Raw genomic sequence first — 14,812 nt, 5'->3', positions numbered from 1 at the left:
AAGGCCTTCCGATTGTGTGAAGGCCATTCCCGAGCAGGCTCGCTCCCACAAGGAACGATCCCTTATACCGTAAGCAATCGCTCGCGCAGTTTGGCAATCTCATCGCGCATCTGCGCCGCTGCTTCGAATTCCAGATCCCGCGCCAGTTGGTACATCTTCTCTTCCAGCGCGCGGATGCGTTTGGTGATTTCGCTGGGCGAGCGCAACTCGGCTTCGTACTTGGCGTTCTCTTCGGCGGCCTTGGCCATGCCTTTGCGCTTCTTGCTGCGCGAACCCGGCACGGTGGCGCCTTCCATGATGTCGGCAACATCCTTGATCACGCCTTTCGGGGTGATGCCGTTCTCAAGGTTGAAAGCGATCTGTTTCTCGCGACGGCGCTCGGTCTCGCCAATCGCCCGCTCCATCGAACCGGTCATGCGATCGGCGTAGAGAATCGCCCGGCCATTGAGGTTACGCGCGGCGCGACCGATGGTCTGGATCAGCGAGCGCTCGGAGCGCAGGAAGCCTTCCTTGTCGGCGTCGAGAATCGCCACAAGTGACACTTCCGGCATATCGAGGCCTTCACGCAGCAGGTTGATCCCGACCAGCACATCGAACACGCCGAGGCGCAAGTCGCGGATGATCTCGACGCGCTCGACGGTGTCAATGTCCGAGTGCAGGTAACGCACGCGCACGCCGTGGTCGGCGAGGTAATCGGTCAGGTCTTCGGCCATGCGCTTGGTCAGCGTGGTGACCAGCACCCGCTCTTCTATCGCCACGCGTTTGGTGATTTCCGAGAGCAAGTCATCGACCTGGGTCAGCGCCGGCCGCACTTCAACCTGCGGGTCGACCAGACCGGTCGGCCGCACTACTTGTTCGACCACGCGCCCGGCGTGCTCGGTTTCATAGTTGCCGGGCGTCGCCGAGACGAAAATGGTCTGCGGGCTGACCCCTTCCCACTCGTCGAAACGCATGGGCCGGTTATCCAGCGCCGAAGGCAGGCGGAAGCCGTACTCGACCAGGGTTTCCTTGCGCGAACGGTCGCCCTTATACATCGCACCGACCTGCGGCACGCTGACGTGGGATTCGTCGATGACCAACAGCGCGTCGGCGGGCAAGTAGTCGTAAAGCGTGGGTGGCGCCGCGCCGGATGGACGCCCGGACAGGTAACGTGAGTAGTTTTCGATGCCGTTGCAGTAACCCAGTTCGAGGATCATCTCCAGATCGAAACGGGTGCGCTGTTCCAGACGCTGGGCTTCCACCAGTTTGTTGTTGCTGCGCAGGTATTCGAGGCGCTCCTGTAATTCGACCTTGATGCCTTCGATGGCGTCGAGCAGGGTTTCCCGAGGCGTCACGTAGTGGCTCTTCGGATAGAAGGTGAAGCGCGGCATCTTGCGGATGACTTCGCCGGTCAGCGGATCGAAGGCGGAAATGCTCTCGACCTCGTCATCGAACAGCTCGATACGAATCGCTTCCAGATCCGATTCCGCCGGGAAGATATCGATCACGTCGCCGCGCACGCGGAACGTTGCCCGGGCGAAATCCATATCGTTGCGGGTGTACTGCAAGTCCGCCAAGCGCCGCAGCAGCGCGCGCTGATCGAGCTTGTCGCCGCGATCCACGTGCAAGACCATTTTCAGATAGGTTTCAGGACTGCCCAGACCGTAGATGCACGACACCGTGGTGACGATGATCGCGTCCTTGCGCTCGAGCAACGCTTTGGTTGCGGACAGGCGCATCTGCTCGATGTGGTCGTTGATCGACGCGTCCTTCTCGATGAAGGTGTCGGACGACGGCACATACGCTTCGGGCTGGTAGTAGTCGTAGTAGGAAACGAAATATTCCACGGCGTTGTTCGGGAAGAACGCCTTGAACTCCCCGTACAACTGCGCGGCCAGGGTCTTGTTCGGCGCCAGCACCAGCGTCGGACGCTGTACCTGGGAGATGACGTTGGCGATGCTGAAAGTCTTGCCCGAGCCGGTCACACCGAGCAGTGTCTGGTGCGCCAGCCCGGCTTCAATGCCTTCTACCAACTGGCGAATGGCTTCCGGCTGATCGCCGGCGGGCTCGAAGCGGGTGACTAGCTGGAATTCCGACATACACACCTCTGGAATCGCGGCATTTCCGAGTCAGACGGAGCACCGCGAGGACGACCGCAAACGACCGATGTCGCGCAAGAAAAATCTGGATTGTGCTTAATGTGGTGGCGATTGCCCGGGCTTTCAAGGCAAACGTCCTACATCCGGTAAAGACTCTGACAAAGTCAATCGACTAACGGTCAAGAAATAATCGGAAAAACTTACCGCAAAAGCCGATTCGCCTGTCGCCATTGCGCGGTGATGGCCTCTATACTAGCTCCCCGTTTGTGCACCGCTCTAGTGCATTCGGCTGGAGCGCTACACGTCCCTCCACTCTCCATTCAGAGCCGCCGTAATAATGAGCCTGTTCTCCGCTGTCGAAATGGCACCCCGCGATCCAATCCTGGGTCTCAACGAAGCATTCAACGCCGATACCCGGACCACCAAGGTCAACCTGGGTGTGGGCGTCTACTGCAACGAAGAGGGGCGAATTCCACTGCTGCGCGCAGTGATCGAAGCCGAGACGATTCGCGTCGCGCAACACGCTTCGCGCGGTTACCTGCCAATCGATGGCATCGCTGCCTACGACCAGGCTGTGCAGAAGCTGCTGTTCGGCAACGACTCGCCGCTGATCAGCGCCGGTCGCGTCATCACCACTCAGGCCGTCGGCGGCACTGGCGCACTGAAAATCGGTGCCGACTTCCTCAAGCAACTGCTGCCGAACGCCGTCGTGGCGATCAGCGATCCGAGCTGGGAAAACCACCGTGCACTGTTCGAAACCGCCGGGTTCCCGGTGCAGAACTACCGTTACTACGACGCTGCCACCCACGACGTGAACCGTGCCGGCATGCTCGACGACCTCAACGCCCTGCCGGACGGCTCGATCGTTATCCTGCACGCTTGCTGCCACAACCCGACCGGCGTCGACCTGACCCCGGCGGACTGGAACAAGGTGCTGGAAATGGTCAAGGCCAAAGGTCACGTGCCGTTCCTCGACATGGCTTATCAGGGTTTCGGCGATGGCATCGATGAAGACGCCGCCGCTGTGCGCCTGTTCGCTGAATCCGGCCTGACCTTTTTCGTCTCGAGCTCGTTCTCCAAGTCGTTCTCGCTGTACGGCGAACGCGTTGGCGCGCTGTCGATCATCAGCGAATCGAAAGAAGAAAGCGCGCGCGTGCTGTCGCAGGTCAAACGCGTGATCCGCACCAACTACTCCAACCCACCGACCCACGGCGCCAGCATTGTTGCTGCGGTGCTGAACAGCCCGGAACTGCGCGCGCAGTGGGAAGCCGAGCTGGCCGAAATGCGCCTGCGCATTCGCGGCATGCGCGAGCAGATGGTGGCCCTGCTGGCGGAAAAAGCCCCAGGCCGCGACTTCAGCTTCGTCGGTCGTCAGCGCGGGATGTTCTCCTACTCCGGCCTGACCACTGAACAAGTGCATCGCCTGCGTAACGAATTCGGCATCTACGCTCTGGACACGGGTCGCATTTGCGTGGCGGCGCTGAACCAGAGCAACATCAAGGCTGTGACGGACGCGATCGTTCAGGTCATCTGATTTCGCCGCGTGATGAAAAACGGGAAGCCTTGAACGGCTTCCCGTTTTTATTTGTCTCAGAAAACGCCTTGCAACTCTAGACTGCACACAATTCTGAACGGTAGGAGCTGGTAGGAGCTGACGAGTGAAACGAGGCTGCGATCTTTTGATCTTGTTTTAAGATCAAGATCAAAAGATCGCAGCGTTCCGCAGCTCCTACCGGTTTTGTGTACACCCGAGATTTTTGAAGAGAACCCATATGAAAAACGACAACCTGCGCGCCGACCGTGATGACCTGGATGATTTCATCCCGCGCGCTCCGGCCAAGCGTGAAAAGAGCCTGGTGCTGCAAGTCGCCACCGGGGTATTCCTCGGTGGCCTGGCCCTGTGGCTGGTGCAACTGGCTGCGACGGCAGCCTATGCCAAGCTCATGCTCGGCACGATCACCTTCGGCAGTTAAGTCAGCTCGGCCGAGCGTTGAGTGGCAGCATCGTCGTAAATCACATACAGCGATTCGGCGACCTGGCTCTTGATGGCCTTGCTGCTTTCAAGACCAAGGACGAAACCTTCGGCCTTGCCGCCAGCGCGGTTCAATTCTTCGGCGGTGCTTGCCCCAGTGATTGCATCGAAGAGTTTTTCGGCATGCGGGCCGATGCCTTTGGGCAGGCTGATCTGTGCAGTGCTCATGCGAGCACCTCGGTGTTACGGGTGATTTGAGTCATGGCGCGTACCTTTGCGGCGAATGGCCGGCAGCGCGTGTGACCACTTCCGGGCTGCCATGGTAGACCTCTGAGGCCTTTCTGGTAACCGCCAATCGCCGACAAAATGCCGTCCGTCCTGATGAATCGTAAAAGTTACCAACCCGCGCTTGACTTCTCTTTTTGAATCAGTAACATACGCACCAATTCCGCAATAGCTCAGTTGGTAGAGCAAGTGACTGTTAATCACTGGGTCCCTGGTTCGAGTCCAGGTTGTGGAGCCAAATAGCAAAGCCCCTGAATCGCAAGGTTCAGGGGCTTTTTTGTGGGTGCTCGAAAAATATTAAGAGGCCGATCTGCGTGGGCAGAGCGGCCTTTTCTGTTTCAGCAGTGGCGGTCAGACATGTTCGCTGCTTTTCACTTGCACCTTCGGCGCGCCGTGCCCATGGTCGTGGTCATCCGGCTCGATCACCGGCACTTCCTTGCCATCGCAATCATGCAGCTTGCCGTCGCTGAAGTAGTCGCCTTCACGCAGCGCGGCCAGATCGCGGTAGCGCAGGGTGCGCTCTTCCGCAGCGGCGAACACCGACTGCTGATCCGAGTTGCCGGTCGTGAAGTGGTTGAAGGCCAGGTTGAGCAGGATCGCCATGATCGCTGATGAACTGATGCCCGAATGGAAAATCGTCGCGAACCAGCTCGGGAAATGATCGTAGAAGTTCGGCGCGGCGATCGGGATCATGCCGAAACCGATCGAGGTGGCAACGATGATCAGATTGACGTTGTTGCGATAGTCCACCTTCGACAAGGTGCGAATGCCGCTGGCCGCCACGGTGCCGAACAGCACAATCCCGGCGCCGCCAAGTACCGACGTCGGCACCGCTGCAATCACCCGGCCCATGAACGGCAACAGGCCGAGGATCACCAGGAACACGCCGCCGGTGGCGACCACGAAACGGCTCTTGATCCCGGTCACCGCCACCAGACCGACGTTCTGCGCGAAAGCACTTTGCGTAAACGAACCGAAGATCGGCGCAAACATGCTCGACAGCATGTCGGCGCGCAGGCCGTTGCCCAAGCGCTTGGAGTCGACCTTGGTGCCGATGATCTCACCGACGGCGAGGATGTCCGCCGAGGTCTCCACCAGGGTCACCATGACCACAATGCACATCGACAGAATCGCGGCGAAATGGAAGGTCGGCATGCCGAAGTGGAACGGTGTCGGGAAGCCGAACATGGGGCCGGTGGTGACGCTGGAGAAATCCGCCATGCCGAGGAACACCGCCAGCACCGTGCCGATGACCATGGCCAGCAGAATCGACAGCCGAGAAATGGTCGCGCTGCCAACCTTGCTCAGCAGCAACACCAGCACCAGCGTGACCGCCGCCAGACCGATGTTCTGCATGCTGCCGAAGTCCGGCGCATGGCTGTTGCCGCCCATCGCCCAGCGTGCGGCCACCGGCATCAGCGTCAGGCCGATGGTGGTGATCACAATGCCGGTGACCAGCGGCGGAAAGAACTTGGTGATGCGTGAAAACACCGGCGTGATCAGCAAGCCGATCAACGAGGCGGCAATCACCGCACCCAGCACCGATTGGAAACCGCCCTCCCCGCCGCTGCTGACGATCGCGACCATGGTCGCTACGCCGGAGAACGATACGCCCTGAACCAGCGGCAGCTGACAGCCAAAAACGGCAGACCCAGGGTTTGCAGCAGTGTCGCCAGCCCCCGCAAACAATGAAGCAGCAATCAACAGACCAATGTCCGCCGGCGACAGACCGGCCGCCTGGCCAATGATCAGTGGCACCGCAACGATACCGCCGTACATGGTCAGAACATGTTGCAGGCCGTAAGCCATATTCGCGCCGACCCCGAGGTTTTCGTCCTCGGGCCGTTGGTGTGAAACATGGGGCGTTTTCATGGTGGGGGTTCCCTGGTTTTTGTTATGCGCACACTGTATTCAATACTCAGGACAAATGTCCATAGAGTTGTATACAACTTATCAGTCACATAATGGTTAGGTAGCCATCCAACCTTCTAGCCTGCACTTCTTGCCCCAACAAATCCGGCAACACATCCCCGCTGCGTCCGCACCAGTGCCCACTAGGCTGAATTGTTCACGGCGACCGACGGTACAGTCGCGCTCTTTTTTATACATATAAAGTATGCATAATGAAGTCATTCAAGATTCAGTACGACAAAAGCAAAAACGCAGCCAACAAACTCAAGCACAAAGGCATCAGCCTCACCGAAGCCGAACCGGTTTTCCATGACGAACGCGCACTGACACTTGAGGACAACGACCATGACGAGCAACGCTGGATTACCCTCGGCCTCGATGCCAAAGGTCGTGTGCTTGCCGTTGCTTACAGCTACCGCGAAGCCAATGTTGTTCGAATCATTTCCGCACGTCTCGCCACACCCAGCGAACGGCGCGCGTATTTTCAGGAGGCTTGACCGATGAAAGACGAATATGACTTTTCCGCAGGTAAACGCGGCGCAGTAGCGCCGAACAAGGGCAAGACCCGCATCACCATCATGCTTGACGACGCGGTGATCGAAGCGGCGCGTACGGCCGCAGAAGCCGAGGGCTTTGGCTACCAGACTGTGATCAACAACACCCTTCGCCATGCTTTGCTTGATGGCGCACGCCAGCTGGACCGCTCTGACGATTCGGGCCTGTCGGGGCAATTCAAGAAAGGCATCACCGCCACCGATCTCAAGAGTCTCGAGCGAAAGCTGTCGGCGGCCATCGGCGAGATTCGTCGCGTATTGGAGCCTGACGTAAAGCCTTAGATGGAGGCTGGTGCGATTACCCGAGCCAGCGCTTGCCGCACACGCGGAGAATCAGGCACCTGAAGGTCAAATTCACGCCGCAGCAATTTCATCAGCTCGTCGATGTCCGCCACCTCGCGCCGCTCACTGTCCGCGCCCATGTGATGAATGGCAAAACTGCCGTTGTTCAGAGTTTTGCGCCAGCCGTCGCCAGTGCGCGCGACCATCAGGCGCTGGGCAAAGGGTGAGTCGGGATGCGTCGAGACGTACCAGTTACCAACGGTGTAGTCGATGTGTTCCTGGCGCTGCAAATCGAACAGATACATCGGCCGCCACTCGCCCGCGACTTTGGCGCGCAGCAGGTAGCCGTCGATCAGCTTTTCGATGCAATAGGGTTCGTGCGGGGTGGGTTGCTCATCTTCACTGTCGAGCAACAGCGGTGCGGTCGGCACCATGCCGCCGAAGCCGACGTCGGCGATGTAGCGCACGCCGTCGATGGTGACCAGGCTCAAACGATGAGTTCGCGCTGTCCAGCTGCCTTCCGGTTGATTCATCACCACGCGCCCGCTGATTGCCCGCGCGTCGAAGCCCAATTCCAGCAACAGTGCGAAGAACAGGTGGTTGAGTTCGTAGCAATAGCCGCCGCGACCGCCACGCAGGATTTTCTCTTCAATGGATGGCAGATCGATCAATACCAGTGCCCCGGTGATGGTCGCCAGATTCTCAAAGGAAAGACGCCGGTGTGGCGCAATTGCAATTGACGCAACGTAGCCAGCGTCGGCGAGGGCGCTGTGTCGAAACCCAGACGTTGCAAGTACAGATTGGTATTGGTCAGCCGTGCCACACTCATTGCTCGATCCTTATGCATGGGCCGCAGAACACTGCGTTGATGTTGCCCTGTATACGGGATCAGGCACAGCTTTCGACAATTGATTTCGCCAATCGCCCGCTCAGCGCTTTTTCCGCGAAGCGATGCGAATCCATGTCGGCGCATGGTCGCTGGCGTGCGGTTCGTTGCGCACCCAGGCGTCAACACCGGCGTCGTGCAGATACGGGCTCAATGCCGGGTTGAGCAACAGGTGGTCGATGCGCAGGCCGGAATTGGTTTGCCAATGGTTACGGAAGTAATCCCAGAAGGTGTAGAGGCGCTCTTCGGGATACACGTGGCGCAGGGAATCGGTCCAGCCCTGATCCAGCAGTCGCTGGTAGCACTCGCGGCTTTCGGGTTGCAGCAAGGCGTCCTTGAGCCATGAGCGCGTGTTGTAGATATCCATGTCGGTGGGCACGACATTGAAATCACCGGCGAGTACCACCGGGTGATCGCTGCTCTGCAAGTCTTTTGCGTAATTGATCAGGCGTTCGAACCAGGCCAGTTTGTAATCGAATTTCGGCCCCGGCTGCGGGTTGCCGTTGGGCAGATACAGGCAACCGACCAGCACACCGTGCACCGCCGCTTCGATATAACGGCTGTGGGTGTCATCGGGATCGCCGGGCAAACCGCGTCGGCTCTCCAGCGGCTGCGCATCGCGCGCCAGAATCGCCACGCCATTCCATGACGCCTGGCCCTGCCAGATCGCGCCGTAACCGGCGGCTTCCAGTTCGGCGGCGGGAAATGCACTGTCGACTGATTTGAGCTCTTGCAGGCAGACGATGTCCGGTTGCTCGCGCTTGAGCCATTCCAGCAGATTTGGCAGCCGTGCACGCATGCCATTGACGTTGAAGGTGGCGATCCGCAGGTTTTTCATTGTCCGCAACTCCTGCCCGGTGGGAATGAAAATTGTGACCCTGAGAGCGCTGCGCAGGTTGCATCGAATGACAACGCAATAGCTCAGACGCGATTACGCAGCCACTGCAGGAAGCCTCTTTTCGGCGCGATCACGGGCGTTTCCTCGGTCAGCGACTGCGCCTTGTGCAGGCGGAAATCGAGCAATGCCTGCATCGCATCGTGAATGTCATGGCGCGCGTCCAGGCACGGTTTCAAGTAGGACTTCTCGATGCGATACAGCGCGCAGAAAGTCTTCGCGGAAAAATCCGCCGGCAACGCGGTGTCCGAGAGAATGCCGGCCTCGCCGATCACCTCGCCCGGCCCCATGCGTCCCGATTCCAGCGGCGCACCGTGGCGCTTTAGCGTCACCGAAACCACGCCGGATTCAATGATGAACAAATGATCGCTGACCTCCCCGCCCGCCAGGATCGTCTCGCCGGCGCGAAAGGTTTGCAGGGTCATGTTCTGGCTGAAGGTGTCTTTCTCTTCCTCGCGCAGGGTCGAGAAGATCGGTGAGCTTTCCAGCAGCGCCCGTGGCCGCGACAACTGCGGTACGGCGCTGGTCTCGTTGCTTGACAGCAGATTGACCCCGGAGGCCTGCAAATGCCGGTAAGCGAGGTCGAACAACTGATTACGCACCACGCGCTTTTCACCCATCGAGGCAACAAATCCGCTGATTTCATATTCCGCGCCGCCGCTGGCAGAACTCTTCAACGACACGCTCGGCGCCGGTGTGTCGAGCAATTGCCGGCAGCCCTGCATCGCCCGCTCCAGCGCCTCGATCACCGAACTGGGTCGGGCATGGGGGCTGACGGGCACGCTGACGGAAACGCCGAACATATTGCTCGGTCGGCTGAAGTTGATGATTTTGGCTTTCGCCGCCAGCGAGTTGGGAATGACGGCCATGCTGCCCTGACTGGTTTGCAGACGCGTGGCGCGCCAGTCGATGTCGGTGACGCGGCCCTCGGTGCCGTCGATGGAGATCCAGTCATCGAGTTGATAGGGTTTGGTGGTGTTGAGGACGATGCCGGAGAACACATCGCTCAAGGTGCTCTGCAAGGCCAGACCGACAATGATCGCCAACGCGCCGGAGGTTGCCAGTACGCCTTTGACCGGCAGATCGAGCACGTACGCCAGCGCTGCAATGATGGCGATGAGGAAGATCACTGCCCCCAGCAAGTCCTGCAACAGTCGGCCGGTGTGGCCGACGCGCTGCATCATCACCGCGCCGATCAACACCGTCAGGGTGCGCGCGCCGAACAGCCACCAACCGATCTGCAACCCGGTCGCCGCCAGATGCAGCGGGACGTTGTCGGCCCACGGTGCCGGTTCCATCGGGTTGAGGCCTTCGTTGAACAGAACAATGCTGAACAGGGCAAAAATCAGCACCCGCACCAGCAGTTTCCATTCGCTGCCGCGAGAGCTGATCAGCCGCCACAGGCCCAGATCGAGCAGAATCAGGATCAACGCGCAAAACAACGGATGTTCGGTCAGCAGAGACAGCATTAAACAACTCCGACAAAGGCCAATCGCGAGAAGATCGCACAGATTGGCACAGTGTAGGAGCAATTGATTTGAGCGGATGAACAGCGCCGCGAAAACCCTGAAAAATGCTGTAGGAGCTGCCGAAGGCTGCGATCTTGAGGCTATGGGACGCGGAGCGTCCCGGCTGCATTCCCACGCAGAGCGTGGGAACGATCAGATCAAAGATCGCAGCCTTCGGCAGCTCCTACAGGACAATTGTGCGCTAGGCGTGCATCCGGCCAAAGCGTCCGGACTGGAAGTCGGCAAACGCCTGATGGATTTCCTGCTCGGTGTTCATCACGAATGGGCCATGGCCGACGATCGGCTCGTCGATCGGCTCGCCGCTGAGCAGCAACACCACCGCGTCCTCGCTGGCCTTGAGAGTGAGTTGATCACCGTCGCGCTCGAACAGCGCCAACTGCCCTACCCCAACCGATTCCGCGCCGTTGACCTGCACCGAGCCTTTCAATACCACCAGTGCGGTGTTGCGTCCTTCGTGCAGATCGAGCGTCAGCAGCTTGCCGGCATTGAGGCGCAGATCCCAGACGTCGATCGGCGTGAACGTCCGCGACGGTCCGGTGTGCCCGTCGAATTCACCGGCGATCAGCCGCAGGCTGCCGGCTTCGTTCTTGAGCGCGATGTTCGGAATATCCCGGTCGAGAATGGTCTGGTAACCCGGCGCAGCCATTTTATCCTTGGCCGGCAGGTTGACCCATAACTGGACCATTTCCAGCTTGCCGCCCGTTCTGGCGAAGTTTTCCGAGTGAAATTCCTCGTGGAGGATCCCGGACGCTGCGGTCATCCACTGCACATCACCCGGGCCGATGGTGCCGCCACTGCCGGTGGAATCGCGGTGTTGCACTTCGCCGTCGTAAACGATGGTCACGGTCTCGAAACCACGGTGCGGGTGCTGGCCGACGCCACGCTGTTCAGTGGTCGGGGTGAATTCGGCGGGACCGGCGTGATCGAGCAGCAGAAACGGGCTGATGTGCTTGCCCAGGTTGTCATAGGAAAACAGCGTGCGCACCGGGAAACCATCGCCGACCCAATGGCCGCGCGGGCTGGTGTAAATGCCGATGATGTTTTTCATGGGGTCTCCAATGGGTAAATGCATTGGGATTAAGCCTAAAGGCATATCGAATATTCGACTAGAGGGTGGAAATCGGCTTGAGTGTTCCATATGCAGAACAATTGAGCAGCGGCGCGCATTTCTCGAGCAGGCTCGCTCCCACAGGAGTCTGCATTGGTTCAGAGGCACCGTGCGAGGCCGTGCATGGCTTCGCGCAACTTGCCGATGGCACGCTCGATAAACGCGTTTTCACCGTCTCGGCACGCCGTGTCCAGATCTGCGCACGCCGCAACAACCCGCGCAGCCCCAACCATTTGCGCACCGCCCCTGATGCGATGGGCCAGCTCACGCAGGCCGTTGCGGTCGCCGACGTGGATCTGATCCAGAGCCTGGAGATCATCGCGCAGGCTGTTGCCAACTTCCTCGCGCAAGCGCTCTATCAATGACTGATCGGGACCGGCCATCTGTTCCAGAGCACTCAAATCAATCTCGACGGGCTCGGCACCTGGCGGTTCATCTTCTTCGTGGCGCTCGCAACGATGAGCGCCTTTCAGGGCTTCAGCCAGATCATGCAAGCGAATCGGTTTGAACAGGCAACCGTCCATGCCGGCATCCAGACAGCGCAGGCGCTCTTCGACCTGCGCATTGGCCGTAAAACCGAGGATCAGACAGGGCCTGCGGCCGCTGGAGGCCTCTTCATCGCGAATGGTGCGCGCCAGCTCATAGCCATTGCGTCGCGGCATGTTGCAGTCGGTGATGACGACATCGAAGGCCTGGTTTCGCCAGCGGTCCAGCCCCTGTTCTCCGTCGCCCACGTCTACCGTGCGATGCCCCAGTTCGCTCAATTGCCAGCACATCAGCAAGCGGTTGACCGGGTGATCGTCCACCACCAACACGCTCAATACACAGGTAGCGGCTGCCGCCTCGGGCGTTGCCAGTGTGGTCGTCACAGCTGTCAACAGCGGCAAGGACAGATTCATTTCCACTCGCGTGCCTTGCCCGAGATCACTATCAAGACCCAGCGTGCCGCCCATCATTTCGCAGAGGTTACGACTGATCACCAGCCCCAGGCCGGAACCGCTGCGCGCCGCTTGAAGGCTATTGCTCGCTTGAACGAACGGGCTGAACAGGCGCTTTTGATCTTCGCCGCTGATGCCGATGCCGTTGTCTTCGATCAGCACTTGCACATTCACTTGCTCGTGCGATATCGCAACGATCTGCAGTCGCAGGCTGACGTCACCTGACTGGGTAAATTTGATCGCATTGCTCAACAGGTTCGACAGCACCTGTTTGAAGCGCGTCGGATCGATCAGCACATCGACGTCGGCGCGCGGATCAAGTTCGATGCGCCACAAGAGCCGTTTCTGCCGCGCCAGCCCTTCGAAAACCCGACACACCGATAACACTGTCTCGCGTAAATTGGCCCGCTCGGGCGAGAGGGACAAATGCCCCGACTCGATACGAGCGATGTCGAGAATGTCGCCGATCAACGCCAATAATTGCTGGCCGGCATTCGACGCCACCTGAATTGCCAGTCGATCAGTCACGCCCTCCTCTGCGCGCTTGAGGGCCAGTTCGAGCATGCCGATCAAGGCGTTCATCGGTGTGCGGATCTCGTGGCTCATGGTCGCCAGGAAAGTGCTTTTGGCCCGATTGGCCTCATCCGCTGCGTCCTTGGCCTGTTGCAGTTGCAACAACCATTGCTGGCGCTGATGGATCTGCCGACGCTGCCAGCCGATCCAGATCAAGGCCAGCACCAGCAAGCCTGCGGCGCCGGCAAAACCAAGCAGAATCTCGCGGCGATGGCGCGACCAATAGCTGTCCTCCACCACCACATCGTGGCTCCAGCGCTCGACCAGTTCATCCATCTGCTGCGGCGCGATGCTCAGCAACGCCTTGTTCAGGATCGAGTGCAGCAGCGCCGACTGCGGCGCCGTGGCCAAAGCGATGCGCGCCGGCTGATCGCCTACGGTGCCGGTAATACGCAGGCGGTCGCGGTATTGGCGGGCGATCAGAAAACGCGCCACCAGCAACGAGCTTACCGTCACGTCGACCTGTCCTCGGTCAATTAGCGCCATGCCTTCGGCTGGGCTTTTGACTTCGACCAGACGTAGTCCGGGCACGCGTTGCAGCAGGTATTCGCGCAACGGGTGGCCGCGATAGATGGCCAGGCGTTTGCCGGCCAGGTCGTCGAGTGGCAATGGATGTTGGCCGTTCGCTGCGCTGACCAGCACGAACGGATTGTTCAGATAGGCGCGGGTGAATTGCAGCTGCGCTTCCCGCTCGGTGCTCGGCGTCACCACCGGCAGAACATCGAGTGCGCCGGCCTGAAGTTGGGCGAACTGGTCGTTCAGCGAGGTGCCACGGACGACCTCGAAATTCAGCCCGCTGCGCTGTGCAATCAGGCTCAGCAACTGCGCTGCCAGGCCGTTGAAGCGTCCGTCGGCATCGAAAAACGCCAACGGCGCGAAGTCTTCGACCGCGCCCACCCGAACTACCGGGTGCTGATCGAGCCACTGCTGCTCGGCGGCGCTGAGCTGTACCCGGGACTGCTCGGCCATCTCGGCGAGGCCGACACTCCAGCGCTGTTCGATCAGATGGCGACGCTCCATGGGCACGGCCAGCAAGGCCTTGTCGACGATGCGTTTGAGCACCACATCGCTGCGCAACAACGCAAAGGCGAACGGATTGGCGTCAAGCCCCGACGGCCCGGCCAATTGCAGGTCGTTGCGATAGTTGGTGTTGATCAGATAATTGGCGCTGATGAAGTCGCCCAGGTACACATCGTCGGCACCGAAGGCGACCGCGCCGAGTGCATCCATGGCCGAAGCGTAAAGCTGCACGTGGGCGCCGGGGTAGAACGCCTGAACATGGGCCAGTGGCAGGTAATCTTCGACCATGGCGATGCGTTTGCCTGCAAGGTCAGCAGGCAGTTTCTCGTCATGACGCGTCACCAGCATCGGCTGATCTTCAGCGTACGGCCGCGACAGAACAAAGGCCGGATCCGCCGCTTCGAAACTGTTCGAGGTGCCCAGGAGTTCGACGTCAGCGCGCTTGAGTGCGGCCATCAGTGCAGGACGATCGACGAAACGCCGCACTTCGATCCTGATACCGAGCAGTTGCGCCAGCAGGTCGGCGTAATCCGCCGTCAGCCCTTCCAGCTCATGCTGATTGCGGGTGATTTCGAAGGGCGGGTAATCCGGGCCGGAGATGCCCATGCGCAAGACTGGATGCTCACGCAGCCACTGGCGCTCCCGATCATCGAGGCGGACCTGGATACTTCCCGGTTCGAGGCGCGCCAGCACCTCCAGCGTCTGCGGCTGGTCATTCGCCCCGACCGAGACAACAAGCCCCAGCCACAGCAATAAAACCCGCAGTCCCTGCCTCATGTCG

The 14,812-nt window shown here is 59.9% G+C and carries 11 protein-coding genes, 1 tRNA gene and 1 pseudogene; 5 read left to right on the top strand and 8 right to left on the bottom strand.

Features of this window, described 5'->3' with window-relative positions; translation table 11 throughout:
• Positions 1–62: 62 nt before the first annotated feature.
• Entirely contained in the window at positions 63–2,078 is a 2,016-nt protein-coding gene (uvrB, locus tag LJU32_13955; protein ID WKV86975.1) for an excinuclease ABC subunit UvrB, read from the bottom strand.
• Between the two features lie 337 nt (positions 2,079–2,415).
• On the opposite strand from uvrB, the gene LJU32_13950 reads away from it, so the two are divergent.
• Positions 2,416–3,612 carry an aspartate/tyrosine/aromatic aminotransferase gene (locus LJU32_13950; protein WKV86974.1) on the top strand — a complete coding sequence of 399 codons (1,197 nt, stop codon included), beginning with the start codon at positions 2,416–2,418 and terminating at the stop codon, positions 3,610–3,612.
• 238 nt (positions 3,613–3,850) lie between these two features.
• Positions 3,851–4,051 carry a hypothetical protein gene (locus LJU32_13945; GenBank protein WKV86973.1) on the top strand — a complete coding sequence of 67 codons (201 nt, stop codon included), beginning with the start codon at positions 3,851–3,853 and terminating at the stop codon, positions 4,049–4,051.
• Here LJU32_13945 and LJU32_13940 read toward each other — a convergent pair.
• Positions 4,048–4,278 (bottom strand): hypothetical protein, encoded by a 231-nt coding sequence (locus LJU32_13940; protein WKV86972.1) that lies wholly within the window; start codon positions 4,276–4,278, stop codon positions 4,048–4,050. The two genes, LJU32_13945 and LJU32_13940, sit on opposite strands and share 4 nt — an antisense overlap.
• A gap of 219 nt (positions 4,279–4,497) precedes the next feature.
• On the opposite strand from LJU32_13940, the gene LJU32_13935 reads away from it, so the two are divergent.
• A tRNA-Asn gene (locus tag LJU32_13935) sits at positions 4,498–4,573 on the top strand.
• 113 nt (positions 4,574–4,686) lie between these two features.
• Here LJU32_13935 and LJU32_13930 read toward each other — a convergent pair.
• Complete coding sequence (locus LJU32_13930; protein WKV86971.1) at positions 4,687–6,207, bottom strand: purine permease; 1,521 nt, start codon at positions 6,205–6,207, stop codon at positions 4,687–4,689.
• Between the two features lie 251 nt (positions 6,208–6,458).
• Here LJU32_13930 and LJU32_13925 point away from each other — a divergent pair, with 251 nt between their 5' ends.
• Both LJU32_13925 and LJU32_13920 read left to right on the top strand, forming a co-directional pair.
• Entirely contained in the window at positions 6,459–6,743 is a 285-nt protein-coding gene (locus LJU32_13925; GenBank protein ID WKV86970.1) for a BrnT family toxin, read from the top strand.
• Between the two features lie 3 nt (positions 6,744–6,746).
• Positions 6,747–7,082 carry a BrnA antitoxin family protein gene (locus tag LJU32_13920; protein ID WKV86969.1) on the top strand — a complete coding sequence of 112 codons (336 nt, stop codon included), beginning with the start codon at positions 6,747–6,749 and terminating at the stop codon, positions 7,080–7,082.
• On the opposite strand, the pseudogene LJU32_13915 reads toward LJU32_13920, so the two are convergent.
• The 5 genes and pseudogenes from LJU32_13915 to LJU32_13895 form a co-directional block, all read right to left on the bottom strand.
• A pseudogene (locus LJU32_13915) lies at positions 7,079–7,911 on the bottom strand (arylamine N-acetyltransferase). The gene LJU32_13920 and the pseudogene LJU32_13915 sit on opposite strands and share 4 nt — an antisense overlap.
• A gap of 100 nt (positions 7,912–8,011) precedes the next feature.
• Positions 8,012–8,806: an exodeoxyribonuclease III gene (gene xth / locus LJU32_13910; protein WKV86968.1), complete on the bottom strand. Its 795-nt coding sequence runs from the start codon at positions 8,804–8,806 to the stop codon at positions 8,012–8,014.
• Between the two features lie 83 nt (positions 8,807–8,889).
• Positions 8,890–10,332 carry a mechanosensitive ion channel family protein gene (locus LJU32_13905; protein WKV86967.1) on the bottom strand — a complete coding sequence of 481 codons (1,443 nt, stop codon included), beginning with the start codon at positions 10,330–10,332 and terminating at the stop codon, positions 8,890–8,892.
• 241 nt (positions 10,333–10,573) lie between these two features.
• The gene (locus LJU32_13900) at positions 10,574–11,440 is read right to left on the bottom strand and encodes a pirin family protein (GenBank protein ID WKV86966.1); all 867 of its coding nucleotides are present in this window, start codon (positions 11,438–11,440) and stop codon (positions 10,574–10,576) included.
• Positions 11,441–11,598: 158 nt separating this feature from the next.
• Positions 11,599–14,808: a transporter substrate-binding domain-containing protein gene (locus LJU32_13895; GenBank protein WKV86965.1), complete on the bottom strand. Its 3,210-nt coding sequence runs from the start codon at positions 14,806–14,808 to the stop codon at positions 11,599–11,601.
• Between the last annotated feature and the right edge of the window lie 4 nt (positions 14,809–14,812).

The sequence above is a fragment of the Pseudomonas sp. B21_DOA genome (assembly GCA_030544685.1).
Classification (GTDB): domain Bacteria; phylum Pseudomonadota; class Gammaproteobacteria; order Pseudomonadales; family Pseudomonadaceae; genus Aquipseudomonas; species Aquipseudomonas fluorescens_AO.
Note: the sequence above shows the minus strand (reverse complement) of the source record. Positions and strands in the feature narration are given on the sequence as shown.